The sequence below is a fragment of the Streptomyces sp. NBC_00122 genome (assembly GCF_045160845.1).
In the GTDB taxonomy this organism is placed as follows: Bacteria; Actinomycetota; Actinomycetes; order Streptomycetales; family Streptomycetaceae; genus Streptomyces.
Genome location: NZ_CP108191.1, coordinates 638,796 through 652,500, shown reverse-complemented (window position 1 = coordinate 652,500; position 13,705 = coordinate 638,796). Strand labels below are relative to the sequence as shown.

At 67.0% G+C, this 13,705-nt stretch carries 11 protein-coding genes, 2 rRNA genes and 1 riboswitch (1 of these 14 running past the window's edge); of the genes, 12 read left to right on the top strand and 1 reads right to left on the bottom strand.

Annotation, left to right across the window (positions count from 1 at the left end; genetic code table 11):
* From OG737_RS03060 to OG737_RS03005, 12 genes are all read left to right on the top strand, one after another.
* Positions 1–2,490 (top strand): 23S ribosomal RNA (locus OG737_RS03060); it begins 633 nt to the left of the window's first position.
* 76 nt (positions 2,491–2,566) lie between these two features.
* Positions 2,567–2,683, top strand: a 5S ribosomal RNA gene (rrf, locus tag OG737_RS03055).
* Positions 2,684–2,819: 136 nt separating this feature from the next.
* Positions 2,820–3,410 carry a CDP-alcohol phosphatidyltransferase family protein gene (locus OG737_RS03050; protein ID WP_328924578.1) on the top strand — a complete coding sequence of 197 codons (591 nt, stop codon included), beginning with the start codon at positions 2,820–2,822 and terminating at the stop codon, positions 3,408–3,410.
* 97 nt (positions 3,411–3,507) lie between these two features.
* The gene (locus OG737_RS03045; RefSeq protein WP_328924577.1) at positions 3,508–6,003 is read left to right on the top strand and encodes a mannose-1-phosphate guanyltransferase; all 2,496 of its coding nucleotides are present in this window, start codon (positions 3,508–3,510) and stop codon (positions 6,001–6,003) included.
* Positions 6,004–6,115: 112 nt separating this feature from the next.
* Positions 6,116–7,024 (top strand): DUF881 domain-containing protein, encoded by a 909-nt coding sequence (locus OG737_RS03040; protein ID WP_328930196.1) that lies wholly within the window; start codon positions 6,116–6,118, stop codon positions 7,022–7,024.
* A complete protein-coding gene (locus OG737_RS03035) occupies positions 7,021–7,353 on the top strand; it encodes a small basic family protein (protein WP_007262894.1) in 333 nt (110 codons plus the stop codon). The genes OG737_RS03040 and OG737_RS03035 overlap by 4 nt, the downstream gene beginning before the upstream one ends.
* A 5-nt stretch (positions 7,354–7,358) precedes the next feature.
* Entirely contained in the window at positions 7,359–8,243 is an 885-nt protein-coding gene (locus OG737_RS03030; RefSeq protein ID WP_328924576.1) for a DUF881 domain-containing protein, read from the top strand.
* Positions 8,244–8,375: 132 nt separating this feature from the next.
* Entirely contained in the window at positions 8,376–9,272 is an 897-nt protein-coding gene (locus OG737_RS03025) for an FHA domain-containing protein (protein WP_328924575.1), read from the top strand.
* 66 nt (positions 9,273–9,338) lie between these two features.
* On the top strand, positions 9,339–10,112 hold the full coding sequence (locus OG737_RS03020) for a MerR family transcriptional regulator (RefSeq protein WP_405680292.1): 774 nt from the start codon (positions 9,339–9,341) through the stop codon (positions 10,110–10,112).
* Positions 10,113–10,164: 52 nt separating this feature from the next.
* A complete protein-coding gene (locus OG737_RS03015; RefSeq protein WP_030009777.1) occupies positions 10,165–10,638 on the top strand; it encodes a bifunctional nuclease family protein in 474 nt (157 codons plus the stop codon).
* 181 nt (positions 10,639–10,819) lie between these two features.
* Positions 10,820–11,458, top strand: a complete 639-nt coding sequence (locus tag OG737_RS03010; protein ID WP_328924573.1) for a MerR family transcriptional regulator — start codon at positions 10,820–10,822, stop codon at positions 11,456–11,458.
* Positions 11,459–11,508: 50 nt separating this feature from the next.
* Positions 11,509–12,906: a DNA polymerase IV gene (locus OG737_RS03005; protein ID WP_405680294.1), complete on the top strand. Its 1,398-nt coding sequence runs from the start codon at positions 11,509–11,511 to the stop codon at positions 12,904–12,906.
* A 34-nt stretch (positions 12,907–12,940) separates the two neighbouring features.
* Here the strand turns inward: OG737_RS03005 and OG737_RS03000 are convergent, their stop codons facing one another.
* On the bottom strand, positions 12,941–13,306 hold the full coding sequence (locus OG737_RS03000; RefSeq protein ID WP_328924571.1) for a PRC-barrel domain-containing protein: 366 nt from the start codon (positions 13,304–13,306) through the stop codon (positions 12,941–12,943).
* 112 nt (positions 13,307–13,418) lie between these two features.
* Positions 13,419–13,517: riboswitch (glycine riboswitch) on the top strand.
* Positions 13,518–13,705: the final 188 nt, after the last annotated feature.

The following is a 13,705-nucleotide window of genomic DNA, read 5'->3' as shown; positions in this document are numbered from 1 at the left end:
TTGTTCTTCGGAACAACGGTCGTGACTGCGTGCCTTTTGAAGAATGAGCCTGCGAGTTAGCGGTGTGTAGCGAGGTTAACCCGTGTGGGGAAGCCGTAGCGAAAGCGAGTCCGAATAGGGCGATTGAGTTGCACGCTCTAGACCCGAAGCGGAGTGATCTAGCCATGGGCAGGTTGAAGCGGAGGTAAGACTTCGTGGAGGACCGAACCCACCAGGGTTGAAAACCTGGGGGATGACCTGTGGTTAGGGGTGAAAGGCCAATCAAACTCCGTGATAGCTGGTTCTCCCCGAAATGCATTTAGGTGCAGCGTCGTGTGTTTCTTGCCGGAGGTAGAGCACTGGATAGGCGATGGGCCCTACCGGGTTACTGACCTTAGCCAAACTCCGAATGCCGGTAAGTGAGAGCACGGCAGTGAGACTGTGGGGGATAAGCTCCATGGTCGAGAGGGAAACAGCCCAGAGCATCGACTAAGGCCCCTAAGCGTACGCTAAGTGGGAAAGGATGTGGAGTCGCAGAGACAACCAGGAGGTTGGCTTAGAAGCAGCCACCCTTGAAAGAGTGCGTAATAGCTCACTGGTCAAGTGATTCCGCGCCGACAATGTAGCGGGGCTCAAGCGTACCGCCGAAGTCGTGTCATTGCAGCAATAGGGCCAACGCCCGCTGTGATGGGTAGGGGAGCGTCGTGTGCCGGGTGAAGCAGCAGCGGAAGCTAGTTGTGGACGGTTCACGAGTGAGAATGCAGGCATGAGTAGCGATACACACGTGAGAAACGTGTGCGCCGATTGACTAAGGGTTCCTGGGTCAAGCTGATCTGCCCAGGGTAAGTCGGGACCTAAGGCGAGGCCGACAGGCGTAGTCGATGGACAACCGGTTGATATTCCGGTACCCGCTTTGAAACGCCCAATATCGAATCAGGCGATGCTAAGTCCGTGAAGCCGTTCCGGACCCTTCGGGGAAAGGAAAGTGGTGGAGCCGACGAACCAGACTTGTAGTAGGTAAGCGATGGGGTGACGCAGGAAGGTAGTCCAGCCCGGGCGGTGGTTGTCCCGGGGTAAGGGTGTAGGCCGAGGGGTAGGCAAATCCGTCCCTCATTAAGGCTGAGACCTGATGCCGAGCCGATTGTGGTGAAGTGGATGATCCTATGCTGTCGAGAAAAGCCTCTAGCGAGTTTCATGGCGGCCCGTACCCTAAACCGACTCAGGTGGTCAGGTAGAGAATACCGAGGCGTTCGGGTGAACTATGGTTAAGGAACTCGGCAAAATGCCCCCGTAACTTCGGGAGAAGGGGGGCCATCACTGGTGATCGGACTTGCTCCGTGAGCTGGGGGTGGCCGCAGAGACCAGCGAGAAGCGACTGTTTACTAAAAACACAGGTCCGTGCGAAGCCGTAAGGCGATGTATACGGACTGACGCCTGCCCGGTGCTGGAACGTTAAGGGGACCGGTTAGTGCACTTTCGGGTGTGCGAAGCTGAGAACTTAAGCGCCAGTAAACGGCGGTGGTAACTATAACCATCCTAAGGTAGCGAAATTCCTTGTCGGGTAAGTTCCGACCTGCACGAATGGCGTAACGACTTCTCGACTGTCTCAACCATAGGCCCGGTGAAATTGCACTACGAGTAAAGATGCTCGTTTCGCGCAGCAGGACGGAAAGACCCCGGGACCTTTACTACAGTTTGATATTGGTGTTCGGTTCGGCTTGTGTAGGATAGGTGGGAGACTTTGAAGCAGCCACGCCAGTGGTTGTGGAGTCGCCGTTGAAATACCACTCTGGTCGTGCTGGATGTCTAACCTCGGTCCGTGATCCGGATCAGGGACAGTGTCTGATGGGTAGTTTAACTGGGGCGGTTGCCTCCCAAAGGGTAACGGAGGCGCCCAAAGGTTCCCTCAGCCTGGTTGGCAATCAGGTGTTGAGTGTAAGTGCACAAGGGAGCTTGACTGTGAGACCGACGGGTCGAGCAGGGACGAAAGTCGGGACTAGTGATCCGGCGGTGGCTTGTGGAAGCGCCGTCGCTCAACGGATAAAAGGTACCCCGGGGATAACAGGCTGATCTTCCCCAAGAGTCCATATCGACGGGATGGTTTGGCACCTCGATGTCGGCTCGTCGCATCCTGGGGCTGGAGTCGGTCCCAAGGGTTGGGCTGTTCGCCCATTAAAGCGGTACGCGAGCTGGGTTTAGAACGTCGTGAGACAGTTCGGTCCCTATCCGCTGTGCGCGTAGGAATATTGAGAAGGGCTGTCCCTAGTACGAGAGGACCGGGACGGACGAACCTCTGGTGTGCCAGTTGTCCTGCCAAGGGCATGGCTGGTTGGCTACGTTCGGGAGGGATAACCGCTGAAAGCATCTAAGCGGGAAGCCTGCTTCAAGATGAGTATTCCCACCTCCTTGAGAGGGTAAGGCTCCCAGTAGACGACTGGGTTGATAGGCCAGATGTGGAAGCCCGGTAACGGGTGAAGCTGACTGGTACTAATAGGCCGAGGGCTTGTCCTCAGTTGCTCGCGTCCACTGTGTTAGTTCTGAAATAACGAACGGCTGTGAAAACACCAGCGTTCAAATTTCATAGTGTTTCGGTGGTCATAGCGTTAGGGAAACGCCCGGTTACATTCCGAACCCGGAAGCTAAGCCTTTCAGCGCCGATGGTACTGCAGGGGGGACCCTGTGGGAGAGTAGGACGCCGCCGAACAATCATTGCGGAAGCCCCGCACCAGACCTTCACGGGTCCGGTGCGGGGCTTTTCTGCGTTCGGGACACCTGTGCGGACTCCTGTAGGGTCTAGGGGCATCGTTCGACATTTCTACAGTCACAGTGGAGGCCCCCGGGTGGAGGTCCAGGAGACTCGGGTTCAGACTGACCGAATTTTCACCATTCCGAACATCCTGAGCATGGCTCGCTTGGCCGGCGTACCCCTGTTCCTCTGGCTGATCCTGGTCGAGTACGACGGGTGGGCTCTGGCCGTCCTCATGCTCAGCGGGGTCAGCGACTACCTCGACGGGAAGCTCGCCCGGCGCTGGAATCAGATCAGCAACCTCGGCCGACTGCTCGATCCGGCCGCGGACCGGCTCTACATCCTGTCGACGCTGTTCGGTTTGACGTATCGCGAGATTCTGCCTCTGTGGCTCACCGGCGCCCTGATCGCGCGCGAGCTGATGCTGCTGGTCATGGTGTGGATCCTGCGCCGCCACGGCTATCCCCCGCCGCAGGTGAACTTCCTCGGCAAGGCCGCCACGTTCAACCTGATGTACGCGTTCCCGTTGCTTCTCCTCAGTGATGGCACGGGCTGGTTGGCCTGGATGGGGTCAGTTTTCGGATGGGCGTTCGCGGGATGGGGTACAACTCTGTATTGGTGGGCAGGAGTGCTGTACGTGGTGCAGGTCCGCCGTCTGGTGAAGGCGGACGCCACGGCCGATTGAGCTCGCTCGGCGCCTGATGACGCGGAGGAGTAGCGGAGTCATCGTCGGGCCGGGTCGGTCGGCGAGAACGTCGTCTCTCAAGGAGGACTCTTCCGACATGAAGGCCGTCGTGATGGCCGGTGGTGAAGGCACCCGCCTTCGCCCCATGACCTCGAGCATGCCCAAGCCGCTCCTGCCGGTGGCCAACCGGCCGATCATGGAGCATGTGCTCAGGCTGCTCAAGCGGCACGGGCTCAGCGAGACCGTGGTCACCGTGCAGTTCCTGGCGTCGCTCGTCAAGAACTACTTCGGTGACGGCGAAGAGCTCGGAATGGAGCTCACCTATGCCAACGAGGAGAAGCCACTCGGGACCGCCGGCAGCGTGAAGAACGCCGAGGAGGCCTTGAAGGACGACACGTTCCTCGTGATCTCCGGCGATGCGCTCACCGACTTCGACCTCACCGACCTCATCCGGTTCCACAAGGAAAAGGGCGGGCTCGTCACGGTCTGCCTGACCCGGGTGCCCAACCCGCTGGAATTCGGCATCACCATCGTGGACGAGCAAGGCAAGGTCGAACGCTTCCTCGAGAAGCCGACCTGGGGCCAGGTCTTCTCGGACACCATCAACACCGGCATCTACGTGATGGAGCCGGAAATCTTCGACTACGTCGACGCCGACGTCTCGGTCGACTGGTCCGGCGACGTCTTCCCGCAGCTGATGAAGGAAGGCCGGCCGATCTACGGCTACGTGGCCGAGGGCTACTGGGAGGACGTCGGCACCCACGAGAGCTACGTCAAGGCCCAGGCCGACGTGCTCGAAGGCAAGGTCCAGATCGACATGGACGGCTTCGAGATCTCGCCCGGGGTGTGGATCGCCGAAGGGGCCGAGGTGAGCCCGGACGCGGTGCTGCGCGGGCCGCTGTACGTCGGGGACTACGCCAAGGTCGAGGCGGGCGTCGAGATCCGCGAGCACACGGTCGTCGGATCGAACGTCGTCGTCAAGAGCGGCGCCTTCCTGCACAGGGCCGTCGTCCACGACAACGTGTACATCGGACCCCACAGCAATCTCCGCGGCTGTGTCATCGGCAAGAACACCGACATCATGCGGTCCGCCAGGATCGAGGACGGCGCAGTCATCGGCGACGAGTGCCTCGTCGGTGAGGAATCGATCATCCAGGGCAATGTGCGGGTCTACCCGTTCAAGACGATCGAGGCCGGCGCGTTCGTCAACACGTCGGTGATCTGGGAGTCCCGCGGACAGGCACATCTGTTCGGCACGCGCGGTGTCTCCGGGATCCTGAACGTGGAGATCACCCCCGAGCTGGTCGTCCGGCTCGCGGGTGCCTATGCGACGACCCTGAAGAAGGGTGCGACGGTCACCACCGCCCGTGACCACTCCCGAGGCGCCAGAGCGCTCAAGCGGGCCGTGATCTCGGCGCTCCAGGCGAGCGCCATCAACGTGCGCGACCTGGAGAACGTACCGCTGCCCGTCGCGCGGCAGCAGACCGCACGCGGCAGCGCGGGCGGGATCGTACTGCGGACCTCGCCGGGAGTACCGGACTCCGTGGACATCATGTTCCTCGACGAGCGGGGGGCGGACCTCTCGCTCCAGGGACAGCGCAAGCTCGACCGGGTGTACGCGCGCCAGGAGTACCGGCGGGCGTTCCCCGGAGAGATCGGTGACCTGCAGTTCCCGGGCAGCGTCTTCGACGCCTACACGGGTTCGCTGCTGCGGCGGGTCGACACCACCGGGATCGGCGACGCCGGGCTCAAGGTCGTCGTGGACGCCTCCAACGGCAGCGCCGGACTCGTACTACCCAGCCTGCTCGGCCGGCTCGGGGTGGACGCGCTGACGATCAATCCCGGGCTCGACGAGTCCAGGCCGACGGAAACCGGCGAGTCCCGGCGGGCCGGGCTGGTACGGCTCGGCGAGATCGTGGCCTCGGCGCGGGCCGCCTTCGGCGTGCGCTTCGACCCCGTCGGCGAGCGGATCTCCCTCGTGGACGAGCGCGGGCGGATCATCGAGGACGACCGGGCGCTGCTGGTGATGCTCGACCTGGTGGCCGCGGAGAAGCGCAGCGGCAAGGTCGCGCTGCCGGTGACCACGACGCGTGTCGCCGAGCAGGTGGCCGCGTACCACGGCACGCAGGTGGAGTGGACGACGACCTCGCCCGACGACCTGACCCGGGTGGGCCGGGCCGAGAACACCATCTTCGGCGGTGACGGGCGCGGCGGGTTCATCGTTCCCGAGTTCAGCAGCGTCTTCGACGGGTCGGCGGCCTTCGTACAGCTGCTCGGGCTGGTGGCGCGTACCCAGCTCACCCTGAGCCAGATCGACGCGCGCATTCCGCGGGCCCACGTGCTCAAGCGGGACGTGCCGACGCCGTGGGCGGTCAAGGGGCTCGTGATGCGCAGGGTCGTGGAAGCCGCGGGCGAGCGGCAGGTGGACACCACCGACGGCGTGCGGGTCGTGGAGGCCGACGGGCGGTGGGCGCTGGTCCTGCCGGACCCGGCCGAGGCCGTCACCCATCTGTGGGCCGAAGGTCCCGACGACGCCACGGCGCAAGCCCTGCTCGACGAGTGGGCGGGCGTCGTGGACGGCGCAGGGCACTGAGTGCCGTGCGGTGATCCGCGCATGACCTGAGTCCCGCGGGCCGGGTGGGGAGAGCTCCCCGCCCGTCTCGCGAGACGGGCGCATTGGGTGTGTGCGCCGCCGACATGCGACGATGTGCGGCATGTCGCAGCCGCCCCTCAACCGGACTTCGGCCTCTCCTGCGCCCGGGCGCCCGGACGCCTCCATGTCGCTGCTGACGCACGTGATGGACAACAGCCTCGACGAGGGCTATGCGGAGGCATCGGCCCGGCGTGAGGCGGACGGTACGGCGGGACTCCCGCGCACCCTGAAGGCCAAGCTGGCGCTCGCCGCCGGGCTCGTGCTGGCCGCCGGGGTCGTCACGCTCGGTGCCGCCGAGGCGCGGATATCCGCGCCGGTGCTGGCCAAGGAGCGTCAGGAACTGATCGACCGCGTGCAGCGGGCCGATGATCGCGCGAACGGCCTGGAGCGGGACATCGATCGTCTGCGGACCGATGTCGCCGACCGCCAGCGTGCCGCGCTCAAGCAGCCGGGCGGGGGCCAGGGCATGCTCGTCGCGCTGCTGTCCGGTGCAACGGACGTGCGCGGTCCGGGGATCAAGCTGGTCGTCGACGATGCGAAGGGCGCCTCGTCGGGCGACGGAGGGGGACCGCGCGAGAGCGCCGGCTTCTCGGACACCGGCCGGGTCCGCGACCGCGACATGCAGAAGATCGTCAACGGGCTGTGGCAGTCCGGGGCGGAGGCGATCTCCATCAACGGGCAGCGGCTGACCGCGCTGTCGGCGATCAGGGCCGCGGGTGACGCGATACTGGTCGACAACAGGCCGCTCGTGCCGCCGTACGAGGTGCTGGCGGTGGGGGACAAGAAGCGGCTCGGCACCGCGTTCCAGGACTCGGCGGACGGCCAGTACCTGCACGTGCTGCAGGAGAGCTACGGGATCCGTTACACGCTGTCCGCCGCGGACGAGGTGCGGCTGCCGGCCGCGTCGAGCCTGACCGTACGTACAGCTACAGCAGCAGAGCAGCAGAAGGGTGCATCGTGATCGCGGTACTGGGCCTCTTGGCCGGAGTGGTGGTCGGACTTCTGGTCCGCCCCGAAGTGCCGGCCGTGGTGGAGCCTTATCTGCCGATCGCCGTGGTGGCGGCGCTGGACGCGGTGTTCGGGGGCTTGCGCGCGATGCTGGACGGCATCTTCGTGGACAAGGTCTTCGTGGTGTCGTTCCTGTCGAACGTGGTCGTCGCCGCGCTGATCGTCTTCCTCGGAGACAAGCTGGGTGTCGGCTCGCAGCTGTCCACGGGCGTGGTCGTGGTCCTCGGCATCCGCATCTTCTCCAACGCCGCGGCCATCCGCCGGCACGTCTTCCGGGCGTGACGCCGATGAGTACGAACGACACTCCGCCGGAGCGCCCCGAGGAGTCCGAGGGGTCGGAGGGGCCCGACGAGACCAAGGGTTCGAACGGAGCCACGGGGTCCGAGAGGCCCGAAGGCCCCGAGGCTCCCACGCCCCCGGTCCCGCCCGCGCCCGCCGAGCCGCAGGCGCCCCAGGAGACGGGCCGGGAGCGTCTCGCTGCCGGGCTGTGGCCGCCGCGGGTGAGCAGGGCGCAACTGATCGTCGCGCTCCTGCTGTTCGTCCTGGGTCTCGGGCTGGCCATCCAGGTCCGGTCGAACAGCGACTCCAGCGCGTTGCGCGGGGCCCGCCAGGAGGACCTCGTACGGATCCTCGACGAGCTCGACGGGCGGACCAAGCGCCTGGAGGACGAGAAGCAGCGGCTGGAGGATCAGCGCAAGGAGCTGGAGAGCAGTTCCAACCAGGCCGAGGAGGCCCGGAAGCAGACGGTGGAGAAGGAGCGCCAACTCGGCATCCTGGCCGGTACGGTGGCAGCTCAGGGGCCCGGCATCACGCTGAAGATCTCCGATCCCAAGGGTCAGGTGCGGTCCGACCAGTTGCTGGACACGCTTCAGGAGCTGCGGGCGGCCGGCGCCGAGGCGATCCAGATCAACGGCGTGCGCGTGGTGGCGGGCTCGTACTTCTCGGACGAGAACGGCGGGGTCGGGATCGACGGTAAGAAGATCACACAGCCCTACGAGTTCAGGGTGATCGGCAAGCCGCAGGATCTGGAGCCCGCGCTCAACATCCCCGGCGGTGTCGTCCAGACGCTGGAGAAGGAACAGGCGACCGTTGCCGTCACACGGTCGGCGAAGATCGTTGTGGATGCCTTGCGGGCTGCGAAGCAGCCTGACTACGCTCGGTCGTCATCGTGATGATGCGGAGCGGAGAGTGGACCGGCTCACGCGGGCGGAGGCCTGCGGGGGGTCGGCGCACAGAAGTCGCGGTGTGTGGTGGAAACTGTCTGGTGGTTACGGACGTTGTGAGAATGTCCGGGTCGGCAGGTGTTGCATTCGGAGTTCGTCCTGCCCCACGGGCGGGTCTGTTTCGGTCAAGGGGAATCGCCCGTGAAGTTGTTTGAGAAGTTGTTCGGCAAGAAGAACCGCGAGGAAAGCGGCGCGGCACGTCACCGCGCCGGCCAGGGTGAGGCCGAAGGCCAGGGCGACCGGCCGCTCTTCCGTGACGAGGTCGCGGGCGCGGGCGACATTTCGGGCGCCCACGGCGCGTCGGCTGTTGACCCTGCTGGTACCGGACGCATAGGTTTCGGTGATCCGTCAACCTCAAGTGCGGGTGGAGGGTTTGCCCCCGACCCGTATGCCACCAATGCCTCCGCGGGGCAGCCGCGGCGCGAGGAGCCGTCCATGTCGGCCGAGCAGATTTGCAGCAGGTGCGGACACCGCAGCGATGCGGCCAGCCGGTTCTGCTCCAACTGCGGCGCGCCGCTGCGGGCGGGTCTGACGCCGGAGCGTGCCTCGGAGACCACGTCCACCATCTCGATCTCGGGCCTCGAGGCCTACGAGGCCGAGGTGTCGGGACAACAGCACGTGTCGTCCTCGCTGTCCCCCGAGGCCCAGGCCGCGGTGGAAGCGCTGCCCCCCGGTTCCGCCCTGCTCATCGTGCGGCGCGGCCCCAACTCCGGTAGCCGCTTCCTGCTGGACGGTGAGCTGACCACGGCCGGCCGGCACCCGCAGAGCGACATCTTCCTGGACGACGTCACCGTCTCCCGGCGCCATGTCGAATTCCGCCGGAGCCAGGACGGCGGCTTCACCGTCGCCGATGTCGGCAGCCTCAACGGCACGTACGTGAACCGTGAGCCGATCGACTCCGTCGCGCTGCACAACGGCGACGAGGTGCAGATCGGCAAGTACCGGCTGGTCTTCTACGCGAGCCTGCGAGGCATCTGACCCGCCCCGGAATCCTCCCTCCGGCTACCGCTGGGAGGCGTCCAGGGGACCCAAAGGGAAGGTTCCATGCTGCGTACCCCGACCGGCGGTGCCGCGAAGAACGGCACCGCCGGCACCTCCGGACCGGCCGGGCAGCTGGTGAGCATCGGCACGGTGCTCACCACACTGCGTGACGAGTTCCCCGAAGTCACGATCTCGAAGATCCGCTTCCTGGAGGCGGAGGGGCTCGTGGAGCCCCGGCGCACGCCTTCCGGATATCGCAAGTTCAGCACCGAGGACGTGGAGCGGCTGGCCCACATCCTGCGGCTGCAGCGCGACCATTACCTGCCGCTGAAGGTCATCCGGGAGCAGCTCGACGCGCTCGCGCGCGGTGAGCAGATCCGCATCCCGGCGCCCACGCCGCACGGCGAATCCGTGGATTCCGCAGGCCCCGCGGCCGTGTACGGCGAGGTGGGCCGGGAGCGGCCCACCTTGGCCCGGGTGGGCCGGGCCGAACTGATCGCGGCAGCCGAGGTGGACGAGGTCCAGCTGGTCGAATGGGAGTCGTACGGGCTGCTCGCCGAGGTACCCGGCGGCGGATTCGACGCCGAGGCGGTCACCGTGGCCCGGCTGGTGGCTGATCTCGGGCGGTTCGGGCTGGAGCCGCGGCACCTGCGCGCGATGAAAGCCGCCGCGGACCGGGAGGCGGGCCTGATCGAGCAGATCGTGGCGCCGCTGCGACGGCACCGCAATCCCCAGACCAGGGCGCATGCGGAAGCCACGACGAGGGAGCTCGCGGGGCTCTCCGTCAGGCTGCACGAAGCCCTCGTGCAGACCGCCCTCGGGGTCCGGCTCCCGTGACCCGGAGGCCCCCGACTACCCAAACCGGCCGAGCAGGTCCTAGGGTTGCTGTGTGAACGAGCTCGACGTTGTGGGTGTCCGGGTGGAAATGCCCTCCAACCAACCGATCGTGCTCCTGCGTGAAGTGGGAGGCGACCGGTACCTCCCCATCTGGATCGGTCCTGGGGAGGCGACCGCCATTGCCTTCGCGCAGCAGGGAATGGCCCCTGCCCGACCGCTGACGCACGACCTGTTCAAGGACGTGCTGGAAGCGATCGGCGAGGAGCTCACCGAGGTCCGGATCACGGATCTGCGGGAGGGCGTCTTCTACGCGGAGCTTGTCTTCGCCAGCGGGGTCGAGGTGAGCGCGCGGCCTTCCGACGCCATAGCGCTGGCCCTGCGGACGGGGACGCCGATCTACGGCAGTGACGGTGTGCTCGACGACGCCGGGATCGCGATTCCGGACGAGCAGGAGGACGAGGTGGAGAAGTTCCGCGAGTTCCTCGACCAGATCTCGCCCGAGGACTTCGGCACCGGCCCGCAGTGACGCGTCGGCCGCGTCGTCCACAAGGAAGTACCAGCCCATTCGAGTAGCCTTTCCCCGCAATCGGATACGGGAAACCACTCTCAGGGTGATTATCACTCGGCGTGCCGAGTGTGGCGATCGTTGACGCACCCCTGGTGACTGCCTACCTTCAAGGTGGGCAGGTCAAGGACGGAGGGTCGGCGTGAGGATCACGGGCGACGGTACGACCGGGGGCACCCCCGCACGGAGTGACGGTGGCTCGTACCCGCTGCACGGCAGTGCGGCCGGTGCCGCGCGCCGTCAGCCGGAGTCGACGCCGGTCGGACCGGTGGGCGGCGACCCGGCGCCCGAGCAGATCGGATACCGCGGGCCGACGGCGTGTGCCGCGGCCGGCATCACCTACCGGCAGCTCGACTACTGGGCGCGGACCGGCCTGGTGGAGCCGAGCGTGCGACCCGCGTACGGATCGGGCACGCAGCGGCTGTACAGCTTCCGGGACGTGGTCGTCCTCAAGATCGTCAAGCGTTTCCTGGACACCGGGGTGGGGCTGCAGAACATCCGTGCGGCCGTGCAGCACCTGCGCGACCCCGGGTTCTCGGACCTGGAGCGGATGACGCTGATGAGCGACGGCGCCACCGTGTACGAGTGCACCTCACCGGACCAGGTCGTGAGCCTGCTCCAGGGCGGGCAGGGCGTTTTCGGGATCGCCGTGGGCGTGGTGTGGCGCGACGTGGAGAACGCGCTGTCGCAGCTGCACGGGGAGCGGGTGGACACCGGCGAGACCCTGGTCGGGCACAATCCGGCGGACGAACTGGCCGCCCGCCGCAACCGGGCCGTGTGAACCCGGCCGGACCGGGCCCGTTGTCAGAGGCGTAGGGCAGCATCGGTGCTGTGAGAGCCGCGCCGACCATTCTGCATCTGGACATGGATGCCTTCTACGCCTCTGTCGAGCAGGCGTCGAAGCCGAGCCTGCGGGGCAAGGCCGTCATCGTGGGCGGGCTGGGGCCGCGAGGGGTCGTCGCCACCGCCTCGTACGAGGCCAGGCGGTTCGGGGTGCACTCGGCGATGCCGATGGCGCAGGCGCGGCGGCTCTGTCCGAACGGCGCCTGCCTGATCCCGCGCTTCAGCCTCTACCGCGAGGTCAGCGACGTGGTGATGGCTCTGCTGCGGGAGCTGTCGCCGCTCGTGGAGCCGCTCAGCCTGGACGAGGCCTTCGTGGACCTGGAGGCGGGCGGGGTCGCCTTCGACGGGCCGAGCGCCCGGGCCGCGGGCGAGCGGCTGCGGGCGGACATCCGGGCCGCCACGGGGCTCAGCGGGTCGGTGGGGCTGGCCGGGTCGAAGATGCTGGCCAAGGTGGCGTCCGAGGAGGCCAAGCCGGCGGGTCTGCTGCTGATCGAGCCGGGGACGGAGCGGGAGCTCCTCGCGCCGATGTCGGTACGGACGCTGCCCGGCGTGGGGCCGGCCACCGGTGAGCACCTGCGCCGCGCCGGGATCACGACGGTGGGGGACCTGGTGGAGGCCGGGGAGGACGAGCTGGTCCGGATCGTCGGGCGCGCGCACGGGGTGGGCCTGCACCGGATGGCGCTGGGGCTGGACGACCGGCCGGTGGTCGCGGAGCGGGACGCGAAATCGGTGTCGGTGGAGGACACCTTCGACGTGGACCTGCACGACCGGGTCCGGATCCGGACCGAGGTGCAGCGGCTCGCCGACCGGTGCGTGCAGCGGTTGCGCGCGTCCGGGCACTCGGGGCGCACGATCGTGCTGAAGGTCCGCCGGTACGACTTCTCGACGCTGACGCGGTCCGAGACGCTGCGGGGGCCCACGGACGACCCGGCCGTGGTGCGTGAGGCGGCCGCGCGGCTGCTGGAGGGCGTGGACACCACGGGCGGGGTGCGGCTGCTGGGGGTGGGCGTGACCGGGCTGGCGGACTACACGCAGGAGGATCTGTTCGCCCAGTCGCTGGGCGAACAGATCCAGGAGGAGGCCGCTGAGCCTGACGTGGCCGCTGAGCCGGGTGAGGCCGCCGCCGCGGCCCTGGAGCACGGGGAGCCGTCCGGGGAGCCGGAGCCCGCCCCTGAGCGGCGCTGGGCGGCCGGGAGCGACGTACGGCACGCGGTGTACGGGGCCGGGTGGGTGCAGGGCAGCGGGGTCGGGCGGGTGACCGTGCGGTTCGAGCAGCCGGGATCGCAGCCCGGCCGGGTGCGGACCTTCCGGGTGGACGACCCCGAGCTGGAGCCGTCCGATCCGCTGCCGCTGGTGGGGGAGGGGCCGACGGCCGAGGAGCTCTAGGCCCTGCCCGGGACCAGGGCCCGCGGGGCCGGGCCTAGCCTTCGTCGCCCGCCAGGTGGCCGAAGTCGCGCTGGAAGTCCGTGGGCAGGGTCACGTCCAGGCCGTAGTGGTGGTAGAGCTGGAGCTCCTGCTCCGGGGAGAGGTGGCGGCCGACACCGAAATCGGGCGCGTCCTTGATCAGGGAGCGGTCGAAGGGCACCCGCAGGGCGTCGCCCACCAGCTCGCTGGGCTCCAGTGGGACGAAGGCGTCCCGGCTGAACAGACCCGTACGTACGGCAGCCCATTCCGGGACGCCCGTGGCGTCGTCGAGGTAGACCTCGTCAATGGTGCCGATCTTGGTGCCGCTGCGGTCGAAGGCCTTGCGGCCGATCAGGCTGCGCGGATCGATGTCGGTCTGCACGGTCCCTCCAAATGGTCGCAACTCCTCCGTAATGACTACAGAAGTGCATTTCGGGAGCTGAGGCCACTCGGGGAGTGTCCGGATCCTCGCTGGTAGGCTGGGTGATGGCTGTCGACCCTGTGCGGGAGAGTCCTCCGAGTGATCTTGACGGAGGCGCCGAAGGAGCAAATCCTCCCCGGAATCTCTCAGGCATACGTACCGCACGGACGAGGCCACTCTGGAAAGCAGGGGCAGGTACCGGGCGTGCAGCGCCGGTTCCTCTCCTCACCGACGGTGAAAGCCGGCTTCCCTCGAGCGACCCTCGAGCGGCCGGTGAAACTCTCAGGTTGAGATGACAGAGGGGGAGGCCGTCCGGGTGCCCGCGCCGTGGTGCCCCTCGCAGGTCATACGACCAGGAGG

What these genes read in the sequence shown, in the direction of transcription:
- OG737_RS03045 (WP_328924577.1), top strand. Translation starts at nt 3,508, where the DNA reads ATGAAGGCCGTCGTGATGGCCGGTGGTGAAGGCACCCGCCTTCGCCCC.
- OG737_RS03020 (WP_405680292.1), top strand. Translation starts at nt 9,339, where the DNA reads ATGCTGCGTACCCCGACCGGCGGTGCCGCGAAGAACGGCACCGCCGGC.
- OG737_RS03040 (WP_328930196.1), top strand. Translation starts at nt 6,116, where the DNA reads ATGTGCGGCATGTCGCAGCCGCCCCTCAACCGGACTTCGGCCTCTCCT.
- OG737_RS03030 (WP_328924576.1), top strand. Translation starts at nt 7,359, where the DNA reads ATGAGTACGAACGACACTCCGCCGGAGCGCCCCGAGGAGTCCGAGGGG.